The following is a 16,915-nucleotide window of genomic DNA, read 5'->3' on the forward strand; positions in this document are numbered from 1 at the left end:
AGGCAGGATGAAAGACGTGGCGTCGCTACTGCGTGAGTTCGCCAAGACGACCCCCGAGGACGTGACTGTCCTGAGCGGTGCCGGTATCTCAGTCGAAGGCCCGTCATCGCTGCCGACGGGGTGGGAGCTGACCAAGCGGGTGTTCGACGCCTACTTCCTGCCCGACACCCTGGCGCGGATGCTCAGACATCACCGCGCTGTAGGTTGGCTCGAAGTACCGTCGTGCGCGGCGAACAAGGCATCGGGCGATCCACGCCCGCCCAGGCTGGAGACCGTTCTCGGTGTGGTGGCGAGGATCTACGGCGAACATTCCGTCGACGAGATCGTCGCAGACGTCGCGACTGCATCCCCGAACAGGCTGCACGACTTCCTGGGCCGGCACCTGGCCGCCGGCGGTGGCCATCTTACTGCGAACTTCGATGAGTGCATCGAAACCGCGGCTGCGGCGAGCGGTTCAGGCTGGCGAACGAGCGATCTCCTGCACTTCCACGGCGCGGTGGGTGGCAAGCTCGGAGCTACGCTGACACGAATCGAGAAGGGCTTCTCGCCGGCACTCGCCGCGGAGTTCACCGACCTGCTCACTGCCCGCCCCTTCTTGATCGTGGTGGGCTACAGCGGTAGTGACTTCTTCGACGTCAACGCCAGCGTCATGGCCCTGCCACCAGACGCGCTGCGCGGTATTCAAGTGGTGTGGCTTCAGCACAACGCACCGCACAAGCCGCACCTCACACCTATCATCGACAACACGGACGACCCTGTCCCGCCGCTGCCGATCGCGATGCGGCGCAAGGGGGCGGCCATCTCAGTCTTGTGCGGCCCCACCGACTTCTTGGTGCGGAAGCTCGGTGATCAGTGGGGATTCCCTCTGGGTGTGCCAGCCGGACGGCGACCGTCTCCTCCAGCGGTGTCGGTCGACGACGACTTGCGCGAGGTCGCCTCGCTCGCCCTGTTCCTGGACAGCGGGTTGTTCGACGAGGTCGAGCTGCTGCTCACACCGATGCCGAAGGCGCCGCCCGGCCTGATCCGTTCCGCAGCTGGGGCGGCGTTGTGGGAGGCGGGGCGCTGGAACGACCTGCGTCGGCGGTGGAGCGGGGTGCGGCCGCGAAGCGGCGTGACGCGGATCGAGCGCATCGGTGCCACGATGTGGGTCCAGGGCCGGTTCCTTCCGGCACTCGCTTGGCTGATGTGGCACCGCAAGCGGGCCGGCGGGGATGACCGCAGGGAACTCGCCGAGACCGAAGGTCGCGTCATCGAACACATGTCGCGCGTTCCAGGGTTGAAATGGCTCGCCGCAAAGTTGGCTGCCGACGTTCTCCAGGAGATCGGGACAACAGACCAGACCGCAGGTGTGCACCAGTTCCGCCGGAGAACGGATCTCGCGAGCAGCCTCGCGGGAAGGCGTGGCGACCAGCACGCTGCAATCTCGAGCGAGTGGTTCGGGCAGGCCGGCAACATCCTCGCCTGGATCAGCTACCGGCATCGAATGCTGCGCGACCGATATCGCCATGACGACTCCACGAGTGATCTGGTCCGCGACTACCGAGAACTTCAGCGGTTGTACAAGGCTGTTGGGTCCCGTTCCGGTGCCATGCGCACACATCTGCTGCCTGGCGCTCACCGCGTGTTCAGCCTGGGCGAGGTAGTTGGCGGGGTGCGGTCCCTGCAATACGGCTGGTGTCAGCGTGCACGGATCGTGGCGCTGCACTTGATGCGACATATCGCGGACCGTCAGGGCAGGTAGATCTCATGCAGCTCGGGGTGCGCGCCCAGGCAGTAGTCAGAGGGATCTCTTGGCGGAAAACCGGTTCTCGTCGTGAGATTCGGCGCGGCGGCGGCGATGTACGCGAGACCGTCTGTCGCGCCGACACGTCCGGCCAGGAAGTCGGTCACGACCAGATGCGCCTCGATGTAGGCCATCGGATGCTGCCGCAACACCTCTCGGATCTCGTCGGCGAGCGCACTGTTGTCACGGCCGGCCGCACGTTCCAGCTCCGCGAGCCCAAGCATGGCGAACGTCCGGTGCACCGGCTCGTCCGAGGAGGACTCGACGACCTCGTCGTAGAGCCGCTCAGCCTCTCCGGGGTCACCGTGCGTGCGGGCCCACTCCGCCAGTTCCAGCGCGATCGATGCATCTGTGTAAGCCGTCCAGCCCGCACTACCGCGCAGCTTCGTCAGCCGATCCCGGTGGAGACGTTCGAACTCCGCGCCGTCACACATCATGCGGCGAGCGGTGAGCTGCACCGTGATCGACGCCGCCTCACCCGCTGGCAACCTTTCCAACGCGAACAATCCCTCCGCACGCTCCAGCTCCGTGATCGCGTCCTGCGGACGGTTGTCGTAGAGATGGAGACAAGCCTGTTGCCAGCAGGCCCAAGCGATCCAACGCACCCCTGCCAGGCCATCGACACCAGAGTGCAAGTCACGCACCAGCGAACGAGCCTGAGTGAGCTCGCCCGCCCACATGTGCGCGAAGGCCCGCTCGAACAGCGCGTGCGCCAGCAGGTCGACATCGCCAGCTATGCGCGCTAAGTCAGCCGCCTTGGTCGCATCAGCGACCGACGTCGCGAGATCACCTGTGAACCGTGCAGCCTTCGCGGTGCAAAGAAGGATCGCCGGGTCGTCCTTGTCGAGGGCCCGGCGGGCCCGCCTGCGTGCGGCCGTGTGCAAACCGCGAGAGCTGCTCAGAAGCGTTACGTGCACACGGTCCAGTCGCTGCCGCAACGTGCGGGGCAGCACCCAGGCAATCCGGCTCGCCGCGATGGCCAGCAACGGTTTGGTCCAGGACGCCTCGCCGTACAGGTCGATCGTCCTCAGCCGAGCTGCCGCGACCTTGACGCGGTATCGCAACGCAGGCAATCGCGGCACGAGAATCCTCAAAAGCTCTTCCCTCGCGCCGGCGCGATCACCGATGCGCTCGAGCAACAACGCCCGTGCCAGTCGCACGTCACCACCCAGGTGAGCAGGCAGCCGATCGTCCCGACGCTCCACCGCTTCCCTCTGATAGGGCGTGACACCGCCGGTCAAACCCTGCCCGTCCGCCCACGCCAGGAAAGCCGGGCTGAGGGTGTTCGGACGATCCCCGCCGAGAAAGTTGCCCACCTTTCCCAGCAACGGCAGACGTCGCATGAGACCGTCACGATCGCTGGTCGTCGCGAACCAGGTGATCTCTGCGGCGCCCGCGAAAGCGCCATCAAGCACCAGTCTCATATCCACGTCAAGACCCGCGTATCCGATGACGACCACGTGCCGCCCCGCGCAGTCGTCCACGAGCCGTTGCGCCCATGCGGGTGGCAACGGACGTACGACCTGGTCGGAGCGGAAGATGTACCGCCCTGAGCTCACCGTCCCGTGTGGCTTCAGCAAAACGGCGTCCGCGTCTGGGGCCACGCTGTCGTACGCGGCGACCTTCAGCGGCTTGGAGGACGCGGCCTCGATCAGTTCGTCGACGTTCACGGTCCACACGCGGTCACCGCTGGCGAGAGCGGTCGCGAGCACGGTGTGCAAGGCGTTTGGGTGGCCTTGGCGCAACGTACGGGTGAGCCAGAGTTCCAGGGGGAGGCCACCCTCGTGCAACGCGCGCATGAAGGTCTCGGGCGCGAGTTGAGCAGCACCGTTGACGGCGTCGGGCGGCAACTCCAACTGCTCTACCAGATAGCTGCGAAGGGCGAAGAACAAGGGCAGCCCGGCGGGCGGGGCGACGCTCGCGCCGGCACCGACAATGAAGGTTCGGCGCATAGGCTTACTGGGCAACAACACACACCCCGCGCCCGTCTGTTGTCGCAAGCCAAGAAGTCGCCTTTACCGTGAACGGCCTCGTGCTGAGGCGACTTGTCAGAGAGAGTCGGCGCACGCGCCTGGCGTCTGCTCTGTGTCTTGAGGTATGTGCGCTGGCAAGCACACCCATCGAGGATGTGGCCAGAACCGGCCATGCCATGTCGCAGCTCCTATCCTGACGTGTCCGCCGAAAGCAACCGATGTCGTCAACGCTTCCGGTGAATCGCGGTGCCACAAGTGGTTGTTACGGATGCTGACTGGACACTTCGCTGACGACGTTGATCCCGTTCACCCCAGCACGTGCGACCTGTTTCGCAGCTCGGTAGCACCGGACCACCAACGGCACGATCGGATGATGGGTCTCCGTCCTGAGGTGTATCGAGGCGGCCTGTCCTCTCGGCGGCACGATGCTCGAAGTGTTCCCTCGGTCGTCCGCGACAGCGGCCGCAGCCCGACTGCTCGGTCGAAGGTTCGTCGACATCACCAGCGAGGCGGAGAGGAGGGCAGCATGAGCACGGCCTCTACCTACCACCGAGGTGCAGGGATCGAGCTTTACCTGGGCGACGCCCTGCAGGTGCTCCGCAGACTCGACACGCGTTCTGTTGATTGCGCGGTGACGTCACCGCCGTACTGGGGGCATCGCGACTACGGCGTAGTCGGACAGTACGGGCAAGAGGAACGCGTCGAGGACTTCGTCGAAGTCCTGCGTGTCCTGTTCGCCGAGGTACGTCGTGTCCTCAAACCGTCTGGGACCTGCTGGCTGAACCTTGGCGATTCCTATGGTGGCTCGTGGGGAAACTACGTCGCCGCCGGCTCAACCGCGCCCACCGCTAACGACGAGGTTCGCCGCCGTCGCCACGGCACGCACCGGCCACCTCAGTCCCGTGTGCTGAGGAAGAGCCTCATCGGGGTGCCGTGGCGAGTTGCGCTCGCGATGCAGGAAGACGGTTGGCTACTGCGGAACTCGATCGTGTGGCACAAACCGAACGCTCGACCTGAATCCGTACGTGACCGGCTTGGCAACCGCTACGAGTCCGTCTTCTTCTTTGCGACGTCCAAGGACCACTACTTCGCACCCGCGCTCAGTCCACTCGGCGACGTGTGGAGCGTGCCGACGCAGTCCTTTCACGGTCACACGGCAGTCGGGCCGGTCGAGGTCGCGCGGCGAGTGATCGAGCTCGGGTGTCCACTCGGTGGCGTGGTGCTCGACCCGTTCAGCGGGACAGCGACGACGGGCCTTGCCGCTCGCCAGCTCGGCCGTTCCTACATCGGGGTCGACCTCAATTCCGCGTTCCACGATCTCGCGATCGCTCGCTTCGCCAAGCAGGAGGAGGCGTCACCATGACAGCGAAGCCGCTGACCGTCGCCGAGGTCATCGCACTGCCCGCCGTCGTCGACATCGTTCTGGCCGGCCGAGCCTTTGGCCTCGGACGCACGTCCGCGTACGCCTTGGCGCGCAGAGGCGAGTTCCCTTGCCGCGTCGTGCGGGTCGGATCCGCTTATCGCGTTCCCGCTGCCGAGCTGCGCCGAGAACTCGGGCTCGAACCGGTACCTGCGGAGCCGACTCCACCCGTGCCATCTCAGCCGCTCGTGACCAAGGTGGTCCGCAAGCGGCGGACTCGTGACTGACAGTCCACTCTCGACACGATCGGATCTCCATGTCTCGGGCCAAGTTCACCCATTTCTCGGGCTCGCTCGGGCTCCCGCCGCAGCGCGAGCATGATGGTCATGCAATCCAAGACGGCTGACGCATCCAAGGGCGTCGCGGTCGGCTCCACCTTCAAACGCTGTTCGTGCCGCGACCCGAAGACGGGCAAGTTGTTCGGGAAGTCCTGCCCGAAACTCAGCAGGAGTGAGCACGGCACCTGGGGCTACCGCATCGAGCTACCTGCGAGTGCGGACGGTGAACGGAGGCCGCGCCGACGCACGACGTTTGACAGCGCGACCGAAGCCCAGGACGAGCTGGACCTGATCCGACGACTGCTCAAGATCCCCAGGCCTGGGGACACCAAAGCCCTCACCCAAGTCGGCGACCTCATCGCGGAAGCGATCAGCAACTCGACAGCGATTCCGGACGAGGACACCGTCCGTCGTCGGGTCCGGCCCAAAGGCGGACTGCGTGACCGCATCCAGGTCGGTTCCTACTTCCAGGCCTGGTTGCCGAAGCGGAAGGGCCTCGCGAAGAACACCTACCGCAGCTACGAGTCGCACATCCGCCTGTATCTCGTGCCGTACCGCGGCGAGATCTGGCTCGACGAACTGGAGAGCGCCGACTTCACGCTCATGTTCGAGCAGATCGAGGAGTTCAACGACCGGATCGAGGAGCCGCGCAACAGCCCGGACCCGGACCACCGCGCGCTCGCGCGGTACCGGCGCCCGGTCGGCATCGCCTCGATGCACCGGATCGTCGCCACCGCGCGCAAGGGTCTCAACGACGCGATGTACGGCGACGGCTTGATCACTCTCAACCCTGCCGTGAAGGTCGAGCTTCCGCCCGAGGTGCGGCCCAAGCCGCTCGTGTGGACCGAGGCTCGCGTCGAGCGGTGGCAGGAAACGGGAGAGATCCCGGGCAAGGTGATGGTGTGGACGCCCGAGCAGACGGGTGCCTTCCTCGACTCGATCGCGCACCACGTCTGTACGCGTTCTTCCACCTGCTCGCCCACGCCGCCCTGCGCCGAGGAGAGGGACTTGGGCAGTACTGGGCCGACCTTGATGAGAACGCAGCGTCGCTCGCGATCAGGTTCCAGCTCCTACAGATTGGCTGGGAGACCGAGTTCGACACTCCGAAAACCGACAGCAGCGTCGCGATCATCACGCTCGACCGCGGGACTGTCCTGGAGCTGTGCGCTCACCGGTCCAGGCAGCGGCGTGAACGCGAAGCGGCAGGGGACGCGTGGGTCGATCTCGGCCTCATGTTCACCGAGCTGGACGGCTCGCCGCTGCACCCCGCCGCCGTCACCGACCTGTTCAACGAACTGGTCGAAGCAGCAGGTTTGCCGCCGATCCGTCTGCATGACCTGCGCCACGGAGCGGCGACCCTCGCGCTGGCATCCGGGGCGGACATGAAGGTCGTGTCCAGCATGCTCCGGCACTCCTCGATCACCATCACGGCCGACACCTACACCGGCGTGCTGCCGCAGGTCGCCCGCGAGGCAGCCGAGGGAATCGCCCGTCTCGTGCCGCGCAAGGTCGCCTCGGTCCGCGTGATGCCGGAACGTCCGGTGATCGAAGATCATCCGCGTCTCGGGGTCACCTCGGGCGCGCCAAACCATGATCCAGAACGACCAAAGGAAGAATTCGGATGAGTACCCGAAAAGCAGAGAAGCAGGTCAACTCGAAAGTCGACCTGCTTCTCTGGAGTACGCCGCCAGGGACTCGAACCCCGGACCCGCTGATTAAGAGTCAGCTGCTCTAACCAACTGAGCTAGCGGCGCTTGTTTGTGTGTCGGAGGCTTGCTCGTTCCGACGGGAAGAACGTTAGCACAGCGTCTCCGCACGCTCCCAATCGGCTGGTCAGCACGGGTTTGGGGGCGCATCGGCCACGTAACGATCCGGCCACTTGCGCAACTTCGGGCCACCCCCTGTCGTCACCTAGACGGGGGACGCCAAAACGACTTCGTGCAGGCAGTCTCGGGAGCGGTGACAAGCAGAACGGAAGTACGTCCATGGGGATGTGGAGCAGGCGCGGTCATGGGGTGGTCGCAGCGGGAATCGCTGTGATGCTGATCGCAGGCTGTTCGGGGGGCGGCGACAGCGCGACCGGGGGCGCCGGCGGGGAGTCGAGCGCTCCTCCTCCGCCGCCCAAGCCCGTCACGCTGACGCTGGCGCTGAACAACGGTGCGGCGGACGTGTCGCCAGGGCTGCCGGTGATCGCGACGGCGGCGGACGGGAAGCTGACCGAGGTCAAGCTGTCCAACGCCGACGGCAAGCTCGTCGAGGGGAAGATGAACCCCGAGGCGACGCAGTGGACGAACACCGAGCCGCTCGGTTACTCCAAGACGTACAAGCTGTCCGCCACGGCGACGGGTGAGGACGGCAAGCCGCAGACCAAGGAGTCGTCCTTCACGACGGTGAAGCCGCGCACGCTCACGTACGTGTCGACGAACCCCCAGGACGGCACCACGATCGGCGTCGGGCAGCCGCTGGCCTTCTACTTCGACGAGCCGGTGGCCGACAAGGTCGCGGCCGAGAAGATGCTCGAGATCACCACCGAGCCCAAGGTCGAGGGTGCCTTCTACTGGTTCAACAAGAAGGAGGTGCACTGGCGTCCGCAGGCGTTCTGGAAGTCAGGCACCAAGATCACGATGAACATCAAGGTCTACGGCAAGCACATCGGTGACGGCATCTACGGCCAGGAAGACCGCACGATCACCACGACGGTCGGCGACGAGGTCATCTACGAGGCCGACGGCCAGGCGCACACGGTCAACGTCAAGGTCAACGGCCAGGTCGTCAAGACCATGCCGACCTCGATGGGCAACGCCGCCAACACCACTCCCACCGGCACGTACGTGCTGATGGAGAAGCACGACCACATGATCATGGACTCGACGACGTACGGCCTCGCGCTCGAGAACGGCGGCTACAAGACGCCGGTCGACTGGGCCTACCGCATGTCCAATAGCGGCATCTTCTTCCACAGTGCGCCGTGGTCCATCGGTGACCAGGGCCGCCGCAACGTGAGCCACGGCTGCCTGAACCTGTCGCCGGAGAACGCCAAGTGGGTGTTCGACAACAGCAAGCAGGGCGACGTCGTGACCGTCGCGAACTCCGGTGGCCCGGCGCTCGAGTCGTGGGACGGCTTCGGCGACTGGCAGGTCCCGTGGTCCACGTGGGTCCAGGGCAACCGCTAAAGCTCTAGGAGACCGTCACCTGGCCACCCGACACGGCCAGGTGACGGTTCACCTGCACCGCCTCCAGCATCCGCCGGTCGTGCGTGACCAGCAGCAACGTGCCGGGGTAGTTCTCCAGCGCCGTCTCCAGCTGCTCGATCGCGGCCAGGTCGAGGTGGTTCGTCGGCTCGTCCAGCACCAGCAGGTTCACCCCGCGGCCCTGCAGCAGCGCCAGCGCCGCCCGCGTCCGCTCACCCGGTGACAGCGACGCGGCCGTGCGCATCACGTGCGCCGCCTTCAGCCCGAACTTCGCCAGCAGCGTCCGGACGTCGGCCGGGTTCATCTCCGGCACGGCCTGTTCGAACGCGGTCACCAGCGGCAGGTCGCCCAGGAACAGCCCGCGCGCCTGGTCCACCTCGCCGACCACGACGCCGGAGCCCAGGGTCGCGTAGCCGGACGTCAGCTCGACGCGGCCCAGCAACGCGGCCAGCAGCGTCGACTTGCCCGCGCCGTTCGCGCCGGTGATCGCGACCCGGTCCGCCCAGTCGATCTGCAGGTCCACCGGGCCGAGCCGGAAGCCGCCACGCTCGACGACCGCCGCCCGCAACGACGCCACGATCGCGCCGGAACGCGGGGCCGCGGCGATCTCCATCCGCAGCTCCCACTCCTTGCGGGGCTCCTCGACGACCTCCAGGCGTTCGATCATGCGGTCGGTCTGGCGGGCCTTCGAGGCCTGCTTCTCGGTGGCGTCGGCACGGAACTTGCGGGCGTTCTTGTCGTTGTCGGTCGCCTTGCGCCGGGCGTTCTTCACGCCCTTGTCCATCCACGCCCGCTGCATGCGCCCACGGGCCTCCAGCGAGGCCTTGGTGTCCGCGAACTCCTCGTAGTCGTCACGGGCGTGCTGGCGGGCACGCGCGCGTTCGTCGAGGTACGACTCGTAGCCGCCGCCGTACAGGCGCACGGAGTTCTGGTGCAGGTCGAGCTCCAGCACGCTGGTGACCGTGCGGGCCAGGAACTCGCGGTCGTGCGAGACCAGCACGGTGCCGGCGCGCAGGCCCGTGACGAACTTCTCCAGCCGCTCCAGGCCGTCGAGGTCCAGGTCGTTGGTCGGTTCGTCGAGCAGGAAGATGTCGTAGCGGCTGAGCAGCAACGACGCCATGCCCGCCCGCGCGGCCTGACCACCGGACAGCGACGTCATCAACGCGTCGAGGCCCACGGTCAGCCCGAGGTCCGACACGACCTCCAGGGACCGTTCCTCCAGGTCGGCGCCGCCCAGCGCGAGCCACTGGTCCAGCGCGTCCGAGTAGCCCTCGTCGTTGCCCGCGGTCAACGCCTCGGTGGCCACGTCCAGGGCACGTTGCGCGTCCGCGACACCCGTGCGGCGGGCCAGGAAGTCGCGCACGGTCTCGCCTTCGAGCCGTTCGGGCTCCTGGGCCAGGTGCCCGACGTTGGCCGAGGGCGGGCTCAGCGACACGCGGCCCTGCTCCGGCGGGATCAGGCCGGCCAGTGTCCGCAGCAGCGTCGACTTGCCCGCGCCGTTGACGCCGACGAGCCCGATGACGTCGCCGGGAGCGACCACCAGGTCCAGTCCGGAGAACAGGACGCGGTCACCGTGACCCGCGGCGAGATCCTTGGCGACGAGCGTGGTCATGAAGACTCCCCTGAACGTGAAGAAAGGCCCCCGCGAGTGCGGAGGCCTTTCGACAAAGGGTGAGTGACGGGACTTGAACCCGCGACACCTGGGATCACAACCCAGTGCTCTACCGGCTGAGCTACACCCACCATTGCCAGTCGTTGACCGGCAGAGGAAGCATAGCAACGACGGCCAACGATATTGAAATCGGGGGGTTCAAAGTCCGAACTCGCGAGGTTCAGTCGGTGTTCTTCAGCAGGTCAGCGGCCACGGCCTGGGCCTGCTCGGACGACGGGCCCGGCTGCGGCACGAACGCCGTCCGCCGGTAGTACGCGAGCTCCCGGATGGACTCGACGATGTCGGCGAGCGCCCGGTGCGCGAGGCCCTTGCCCGGCTGCGCGTAGTAGATGCGCGGGTACCAGCGCCGGCACAGCTCCTTGATCGACGAGACGTCGACCATGCGGTAGTGCAGGTGGGCGTCCAGCGCCGGCATGTCGCGGGCGATGAAGCCGCGGTCGGTGGCGATGGAGTTGCCGGCCAGGGGAGCGGTCCGCGGGTCGGGGACCCACTCCTTGATGTAGGCCAGCACGGCGGCCTCTGCTTCCTCCAGCGACACGGCGGAGGCGCGCACCTCCTCGGTCAGGCCCGACTTGGCGTGCATCTGCATGACGACTTCCGGCATCGAGGCGAGCACTTCGTCATCCGCGTGGATCACGATGTCCACGCCGTCGCCGAGCACGTTGAGCTCGGCGTCCGTGACCAGTGCCGCGATCTCGATCAGAGCGTCCTTGCCCAAGTCGAGTCCGGTCATCTCGCAGTCGATCCACACCAGACGATCCATCACGCCGGAAACATTACTGCGCGGAGCGTCAACTTCGAGTGGCGGCGTGCAGCAACCTGGTTACGCTCCTCGTGCATGACGGCTCAAGCTGAGATCGCTGCTGGGTACGCGTCCGAGGGCGCGGCCATCGAGCTCGGCGCGGTGCTGGTCGACGGGAGTGTCGAGTCGACCGCGCACGTCCGCATCCCGCTGGCCATGGTCAACCGCCACGGACTTGTCGCCGGCGCAACGGGAACCGGCAAGACCAAGACCCTCCAGCTGCTCGCCGAACAGCTCTCCAACAACGGTGTGCCGGTGTTGATGGCGGACGTGAAGGGCGACTTGTCCGGTCTGTCGCAGCAGGGCGCGGACAGCGACCGGACCAAGGCCAGGGCCGCCGACACGGGTGACGACTGGCAGCCGCAGTCGTACCCGACGCAGTTCCTGTCGATCGGCACGGGCGGTCTCGGCGTGCCGTTGCGCGCCACGATCACGAGCTTCGGGCCGATCCTGCTGTCGAAGGTGCTCGGCCTGAACGACACCCAGGAGTCGACGCTCGGCCTGATCTTCCACTGGGCCGACAGCCGCGGCCTGCCGTTGCTCGACACCAAGGACCTGCGCAGCGTCATCCAGCACCTCACCAGCGACGAGGGCAAGGCCGACCTCAAGGGCATCGGCGGTGTCTCCAGTTCCACGGCGGGGGTGATCCTTCGGGCGCTGGTCAACCTGGAGGCGCAGGGCGGCGACAGGTTCTTCGGCGAACCGGAGCTCGACCCGGCCGACCTGATGCGGCAGCGCGACGGCAAGGGTGTCGTGAGCCTGCTGGAACTGGCCGAGCTGCAGGGCAACCCGGCGTTGTTCTCCACGTTCCTGATGTGGTTGCTGGCGGAGCTCTTCGAGACGTTGCCGGAGGAGGGCGACGTCGAGAAGCCCAAGCTCGTCTTCTTCTTCGACGAGGCGCATCTGCTGTTCTCCAACGCCTCCAAGGCGTTCCTCGACCAGATCACCCAGACCGTGAAGCTCATCCGCTCCAAGGGGATCGGCGTCTTCTTCTGCACGCAGCTGCCGACCGACATCCCGAACGACGTGCTTTCGCAGCTCGGCGCGCGCGTCCAGCACGCACTGCGCGCGTTCACGCCGGACGACCAGAAAGCGTTGGCGCGCACGGTGAAGACGTACCCGACGACGCCGCACTACGACCTGGAGAAGGCGCTCACGTCGCTCGGCATCGGCGAGGCGATCATCACCGTGCTCAGCGAGAAGGGCGCGCCGACGCCGGTCGCGTGGACCCGGCTGCGGGCGCCGCGGTCGTTGATGGACACCATCGGAAACGACGCGATCAAGCAGGCCTCCCAGTCGTCGGACCTGCACGGCAAGTACTCGGAGACGATCGACCGCGAGTCGGCCTACGAGCAGCTGATGCAGAAGGTCGCGCCGCCGCAGGAAGAACAGCAGCAGCAAGCCCCGGCTCCTCCCCGTCAGGAGAAGGAGGAACCGGGGATGGTCGAGAAGGTGCTCGGCAACAGCGCCGTGAAGTCGTTCCTGCGGTCAGCCGGCAGCGCCCTGGCGCGCGAGATCACGCGAGGCCTGTTCGGGACTTCGCGCAAGCGACGCTGACAGCACGGCCGCGCCGATGCACAGGGCGCCCGCGACGTACCAGGCCAGGTCGTAGCTGCCCAGGTGGTCGCGGGTGAGCCCGGCAGCCGAGGCCGCGAGGGCCGCGCCGAGCTGGTGCGACGCGAACACCCAGCCGAACACGACGGGCCCGGACATCCCGAAGTACTGGCGGCACAACGCCACGGTCGGCGGCACGGTCGCGACCCAGTCCAGGCCGTAGAAGATGATGAACACCAGCATCGACGGGTGCGCCGACTCGCCGAACAGCTGGGGCAGCAGCATCAGCGAGAGTCCGCGCAACGCGTAGTAGCCCGCCAGCAGCAGCCGCGAGTCCACGCGGTCGGTCAGCCAGCCGGACGCGATCGTGCCCACGATGTCGAACACCCCGACCAGCGCCAGCAACCCGGCCGCGGTCGTCGTCGGCATGCCGTGGTCGTGCGCTGCGGGGATGAAGTGCGTGCCGACCAGGCCGTTCGTGGACGCGCCGCAGATCGCGAACCCACCGGCGAGCAGCCAGAACGGCCGGGTCTTCGCGGCCATCTTCAAGGCACCGAGGGCGCGCTTCGCCGCACCACCACCAGGCGGCGGGGGAGTGTCCTCGGTCGCGCCGAGCGGCAACAGCCCCATGTCCCGCGGGTACTCGCGCAGGAAGAACGCGGCCAGCGGCACGACGGCCAGCGCGGCGATGCAGATCACCAGCGACGCGTACCGCCAGCCGTAGGACTCGGACAGCCAGGCCACGGTCGGCAGGAACACCAGCTGTCCGGCCGCGCCACCTGCCGTCAGCACGCCCGTGACCAGGCCGCGGTGCCGCACGAACCAGCGGCCGGTGATCGTCGCGACGAACGCCAGCGCCATCGAGCCGGTGCCTAGCCCGACCACGACGCCCCACAGCAGGACCAGCTGCCACGACGCGGTCATGAACACCGTCAGGCCGCTGCCGATCGCGACCAGCGTCAACGCGCAGGTCACCACGACCCGCACGCCGAACCGGTCCATCAGCGCGGCCGCGAACGGCGCGGTCAACCCGAACAGCAACAGGTTGATCGAGATGGCGAGCGAGATCGTGCCGGTGCTCCAGCCGAACTCCGCTTGCAGCGGCTCGATCAACGCGCCCGGCGCCGCGCGGAACGACGCGGCACCGACCAAGGCGATGAAGGACACGCCTGCGACAACCCAGGCCCAATGCAGTCTCACGCCGACAAGGTTCGGCGATGGCCGACGCTTCAACCAGTGGCCCGATGGCCAACATGTGAAAGAATCAGGCCATGCACCGGATCGCCGTTCTCGCGCTCGAGCAGTCGGTCGCCTTCGACATCGGCAGCTCCACGCACATGTTCGCCCGGCTCGCGGACCGCTACGAGGTCGTCGTCTGCTCGCCGGGCCGCCGCCCGATCCCCACGACCGGTGGCTTCACCATCGCGCCCGAGCACGGCTTGGAGGTGCTCCAAGACGCGGACACGGTGCTCGTGCCGGGCACCCACTACAAGCCCGCGCGCGAGGGCCGGCTCGAACCGGCAGTGCTGGAGGCGCTCACGACGACGAACGCGCGCCGGATCATGTCGATCTGCACGGGCGCGTTCGTGCTCGCCGCAGCCGGGCTGCTCGACGGCAGGCCCGCGACGACGCACTGGGGCACCACCGACCAGTTCCGCGCGCTCTACCCGAAGGTGCGCCTGAACCCGGACGTGCTGTTCATCGACGACGGCGACATCCTGACGTCGGCGGGTGTCGCCGCGGGAATCGACCTGTGCCTGCACGTCATCCGGTCCGACCACGGCAGCGAGGTCGCCAACTGGATCGCCCGCTACTGCGTCGTGCCCGCGTGGCGGCAGGGCGGCCAGTCCCAGTTCGTCGACCGGCCGGTGCCGAGCTACCCGGACACCTCGACCGCGCTCGCCCGCGAGTGGGCCTTGGAGCGCCTCCAAGAACCGCTCGACCTGGCCGCGATGGCCTCGCAGGTGCAGATGAGCGTGCGGACGTTCACCCGCCGGTTCCGCGCCGAGACCGGCATGTCACCGGGTCAGTGGCTGACGCAGCAGCGCGTCGACCGCGCCCGGCACCTGCTGGAGTCCACGGACCTGCCGGTCGACCAGGTCGCGAACCACGCCGGCTTCGGCACCGGCGCGGCTCTGCGGCAGCAGCTGGCGGCCTCGATCGGGGTCTCGCCGAGCGCCTACCGTCAGACGTTCCGTTCGGCCTGACCGTCCACAGCGGACTCGTCGACCAGGAACGGGCGCAGCAGGTCCGGCACGGCCTCGTCGGCCAGCGCCAGTCCGTCCGCCTCGCCGACGTCCGTGACGTGGTAGACACCCGCACCCGCCGCGGTGGTCGCGCCGATCGTCACCAACCCGCTGCGGCGCTGGAAGAACGACCGGTGGATGCGCCAGCCGATGATGCCGGTGCGCTGCAACGCGACGGTGCTGCGAACGAGGGAGTTGTTGCGCGTCACCAGATAACGCTCGTCCAGCGCATTGCCAAGTGAACGGTAGTTGTCCCAGCCGACCAGCGCGGCGAACGGGAGGATCGCCACCGGGATCGGCCACGCCCACGACGGCGCGAAGACCGCGAGACCGACGGCGATCACGATCCACGGCATCGTGTGCCGGACCATGCTGCGGCGCAACGCGGCGAACGGGTGCTTGCGCAGCCGCAGCGTCGTCGGGTCGTTGCCGACCTTCAGCACGTCCCGCGACACCTGGTGCGCCACGGACAACGGCGCGGGCGGCAGCAGCAGGTTGCTCTCGCCCTTCGAGCCCAGGCCCGTCGTCACCGCGGCGAGCTTGGCGCCCTTGCCGGCGCGCACCAGCAGCGGTTCCTGGATGTCGACGCCGCGAAGCCGTTGCTCCTCCACCGAAACCGACCGGGTGGTGAGCAGACCCCGTTGCACGCGCAGGGTTCCGTCCGGTTCGCGGGTCAGCCGGTAGTTCCAGAACTGAAGGATGTACAGCGGGATCGACAGCACCAGCCCGACCACGGCCAGCACGACCAGGAACCCGGCGAAGAGCGCGAGGCTGGGGTTCTCGAACAACCACTCCCACAGGTCCTGCACGGGGTGCAGGCCGAGGTCGTCGGCGTAGTTCGACAGCACGCCGAACAGGGCGCCGATCGCGACGAGACCCGACAACGACAGCGGCGCGAACTTCAGCCACTTCAGGTCGAGCTGCGAGATGACCTCGGACTCGGGCAGCGGAACCGGGTCCGCGTCCTCGCCCTCGGGAGTCGCCTTGGGCGCGACTCCCTTCTGCAGCAACAACAACCGCAGCCGTTCGGCCTCCTGCTGCGTCACCGCGTCGAGCGTGAGGCCGTCCGTGCCGGGAACGTCCTGCTGTCCCGTGCCGATCCGCACCGCCGAGAGCCCGAAGATCCGGTGGCCCGGCTTGGAGGTGAGGTCGACCGTCCTGATGCGATCACGCGGCACCGCGAGCTGCTTGCGGGTCAACAGGCCCGTGTGCAGCTCGACCTGGTCGTCGGTGATGCGGTACCTCGTGGTGCGCCAGATGAGGTAGCTGAACGCGAGGATCGCCGCGACCGTCGCGCCGGACGCGATGAGCCGCCACTTCTCGCCGTTGCCGGTGAACAGCAGCACGAGGATCGGCACCAGCATCGCGATGCCCTCGTTGAGCGGCCGCACGACCAGCATCCGCACGTGCAGGCGGTGCCATTCCTGCAGCGGCTCGGTGAACTCCGGTGCGGCGGGCAGTCCGGCGGGAACCTCAGCGGTCACGTGGCATCACCGGGCGTGGCCTGCGTGGTGTTCGTCAGTTCCACCACGAGCCTCTGCGCGACCTCGTGGTCCAGGCCCTCGATCTCCACGGGACCGGCGGCCGACGCCGTCGTCACCGTGACGGTCGACAGGCCGAGCAACTGCTGGAACGGCCCGCGTTTCGTGTCGATCGTCTGGATCCGGGACACGGGCGCGACCCTCCACTCCTGGTTCAGCCAGCCGGAGAGGGTGTAGACGGCGTCCTGCGTGGTCTCCCAGCGGTGGACGCGGTAGCGCCAGCTCGGTTCGACCGCGGTGTGCACGATCCCGACGACCAGTGTGGCGATCAAGAGCGCCAGCTCCCACGTCGGCGGCTCGTCCACCAGCAGGAACACGATCAGCTGGGGCACGAAGAGCACGAGCCAGAACACGGCGGCCTGCATCGTCCACAGCAGGACGGACTTCGGGCTCACCTGGTGACGAGGTGTGCGCAGTTGCAGAGTCACCCCACAAGGGTGCCTCACTCGTACCTG

At 67.5% G+C, this 16,915-nt stretch carries 14 protein-coding genes and 2 tRNA genes; 7 read left to right on the top strand and 9 right to left on the bottom strand.

From position 1 onward, the window contains the following. Positions 1-7 precede the first annotated feature (7 nt). Positions 8-1,741: a hypothetical protein gene (locus ACSHWB_RS21860; protein ID WP_439663856.1), complete on the top strand. Its 1,734-nt coding sequence runs from the start codon at positions 8-10 to the stop codon at positions 1,739-1,741. Here ACSHWB_RS21860 and ACSHWB_RS21865 read toward each other — a convergent pair. Beyond that, positions 1,729-3,735 (bottom strand): SIR2 family protein, encoded by a 2,007-nt coding sequence (locus ACSHWB_RS21865; RefSeq protein ID WP_439663857.1) that lies wholly within the window; start codon positions 3,733-3,735, stop codon positions 1,729-1,731. The genes ACSHWB_RS21860 and ACSHWB_RS21865 overlap by 13 nt on opposite strands. A 547-nt stretch (positions 3,736-4,282) precedes the next feature. On the opposite strand from ACSHWB_RS21865, the gene ACSHWB_RS21870 reads away from it, so the two are divergent. Together ACSHWB_RS21870 and ACSHWB_RS21875 are read left to right on the top strand one after the other, a co-directional pair. Then, entirely contained in the window at positions 4,283-5,119 is an 837-nt protein-coding gene (locus ACSHWB_RS21870; protein WP_439663858.1) for a DNA-methyltransferase, read from the top strand. Further along, positions 5,116-5,403, top strand: coding sequence for a DNA-binding protein (locus tag ACSHWB_RS21875; protein ID WP_439663859.1), 288 nt, complete (start codon positions 5,116-5,118; stop codon positions 5,401-5,403). The genes ACSHWB_RS21870 and ACSHWB_RS21875 overlap by 4 nt, the downstream gene beginning before the upstream one ends. Before the next feature lie 569 nt (positions 5,404-5,972). On the opposite strand, the gene ACSHWB_RS21880 is transcribed toward ACSHWB_RS21875, so the two are convergent. Further along, positions 5,973-6,236, bottom strand: coding sequence for a hypothetical protein (locus tag ACSHWB_RS21880; protein WP_439663860.1), 264 nt, complete (start codon positions 6,234-6,236; stop codon positions 5,973-5,975). A gap of 120 nt (positions 6,237-6,356) precedes the next feature. Here ACSHWB_RS21880 and ACSHWB_RS21885 point away from each other — a divergent pair, with 120 nt between their 5' ends. Continuing rightward, positions 6,357-7,079, top strand: coding sequence for a site-specific integrase (locus ACSHWB_RS21885; RefSeq protein WP_439663861.1), 723 nt, complete (start codon positions 6,357-6,359; stop codon positions 7,077-7,079). 55 nt (positions 7,080-7,134) lie between these two features. Here the strand turns inward: ACSHWB_RS21885 and ACSHWB_RS21890 are convergent. After that, positions 7,135-7,208: transfer RNA gene (locus ACSHWB_RS21890), tRNA-Lys, on the bottom strand. Positions 7,209-7,493: 285 nt separating this feature from the next. Between ACSHWB_RS21890 and ACSHWB_RS21895 the strand changes: the two genes are divergently transcribed. Continuing rightward, entirely contained in the window at positions 7,494-8,627 is a 1,134-nt protein-coding gene (locus ACSHWB_RS21895; protein ID WP_439664647.1) for a L,D-transpeptidase, read from the top strand. A gap of 4 nt (positions 8,628-8,631) precedes the next feature. Here the strand turns inward: ACSHWB_RS21895 and ACSHWB_RS21900 are convergent, their stop codons facing one another. The 3 genes from ACSHWB_RS21900 to orn form a co-directional block, all read right to left on the bottom strand. Then, positions 8,632-10,257 (bottom strand): ABC-F family ATP-binding cassette domain-containing protein, encoded by a 1,626-nt coding sequence (locus tag ACSHWB_RS21900; protein ID WP_439663862.1) that lies wholly within the window; start codon positions 10,255-10,257, stop codon positions 8,632-8,634. 58 nt (positions 10,258-10,315) lie between these two features. Further along, positions 10,316-10,388, bottom strand: a tRNA-His gene (locus tag ACSHWB_RS21905). A gap of 89 nt (positions 10,389-10,477) precedes the next feature. Continuing rightward, the gene (gene orn / locus ACSHWB_RS21910; protein WP_439663863.1) at positions 10,478-11,083 is read right to left on the bottom strand and encodes an oligoribonuclease; all 606 of its coding nucleotides are present in this window, start codon (positions 11,081-11,083) and stop codon (positions 10,478-10,480) included. Between the two features lie 72 nt (positions 11,084-11,155). Here orn and ACSHWB_RS21915 point away from each other — a divergent pair, with 72 nt between their 5' ends. Next, a complete protein-coding gene (locus tag ACSHWB_RS21915) occupies positions 11,156-12,676 on the top strand; it encodes a helicase HerA-like domain-containing protein (RefSeq protein ID WP_439663864.1) in 1,521 nt (506 codons plus the stop codon). Here the strand turns inward: ACSHWB_RS21915 and ACSHWB_RS21920 are convergent. Further along, positions 12,608-13,867 carry an MFS transporter gene (locus ACSHWB_RS21920; RefSeq protein ID WP_439664648.1) on the bottom strand — a complete coding sequence of 420 codons (1,260 nt, stop codon included), beginning with the start codon at positions 13,865-13,867 and terminating at the stop codon, positions 12,608-12,610. The genes ACSHWB_RS21915 and ACSHWB_RS21920 overlap by 69 nt on opposite strands. 77 nt (positions 13,868-13,944) lie before the next feature. Here ACSHWB_RS21920 and ACSHWB_RS21925 point away from each other — a divergent pair, with 77 nt between their 5' ends. Next, positions 13,945-14,880, top strand: a complete 936-nt coding sequence (locus ACSHWB_RS21925; protein ID WP_439663865.1) for a GlxA family transcriptional regulator — start codon at positions 13,945-13,947, stop codon at positions 14,878-14,880. On the opposite strand, the gene ACSHWB_RS21930 is transcribed toward ACSHWB_RS21925, so the two are convergent. Together ACSHWB_RS21930 and ACSHWB_RS21935 are read right to left on the bottom strand one after the other, a co-directional pair. Next, positions 14,859-16,403 (bottom strand): PH domain-containing protein, encoded by a 1,545-nt coding sequence (locus ACSHWB_RS21930; protein ID WP_439663866.1) that lies wholly within the window; start codon positions 16,401-16,403, stop codon positions 14,859-14,861. The genes ACSHWB_RS21925 and ACSHWB_RS21930 overlap by 22 nt on opposite strands. Then, positions 16,400-16,882 carry a PH domain-containing protein gene (locus ACSHWB_RS21935; RefSeq protein ID WP_439664649.1) on the bottom strand — a complete coding sequence of 161 codons (483 nt, stop codon included), beginning with the start codon at positions 16,880-16,882 and terminating at the stop codon, positions 16,400-16,402. Before ACSHWB_RS21935 ends, ACSHWB_RS21930 begins: the two co-directional genes overlap by 4 nt. Positions 16,883-16,915 lie beyond the last annotated feature (33 nt).

Source organism: Lentzea sp. HUAS TT2, from assembly GCF_051853195.1.
Classification (GTDB): Bacteria; Actinomycetota; Actinomycetes; order Mycobacteriales; family Pseudonocardiaceae; genus Lentzea.

Excerpts from the sequence above, each read along its gene's own strand:
- ACSHWB_RS21860 (WP_439663856.1), top strand. The coding sequence starts at position 8 with ATGAAAGACGTGGCGTCGCTACTGCGTGAGTTCGCCAAGACGACCCCC.
- ACSHWB_RS21865 (WP_439663857.1), bottom strand. The coding sequence starts at position 3,735 with ATGCGCCGAACCTTCATTGTCGGTGCCGGCGCGAGCGTCGCCCCGCCC.
- ACSHWB_RS21870 (WP_439663858.1), top strand. The coding sequence starts at position 4,283 with ATGAGCACGGCCTCTACCTACCACCGAGGTGCAGGGATCGAGCTTTAC.
- ACSHWB_RS21875 (WP_439663859.1), top strand. The coding sequence starts at position 5,116 with ATGACAGCGAAGCCGCTGACCGTCGCCGAGGTCATCGCACTGCCCGCC.
- ACSHWB_RS21895 (WP_439664647.1), top strand. The coding sequence starts at position 7,494 with ATGCTGATCGCAGGCTGTTCGGGGGGCGGCGACAGCGCGACCGGGGGC.
- ACSHWB_RS21900 (WP_439663862.1), bottom strand. The coding sequence starts at position 10,257 with ATGACCACGCTCGTCGCCAAGGATCTCGCCGCGGGTCACGGTGACCGC.
- ACSHWB_RS21915 (WP_439663864.1), top strand. The coding sequence starts at position 11,156 with ATGACGGCTCAAGCTGAGATCGCTGCTGGGTACGCGTCCGAGGGCGCG.
- ACSHWB_RS21925 (WP_439663865.1), top strand. The coding sequence starts at position 13,945 with ATGCACCGGATCGCCGTTCTCGCGCTCGAGCAGTCGGTCGCCTTCGAC.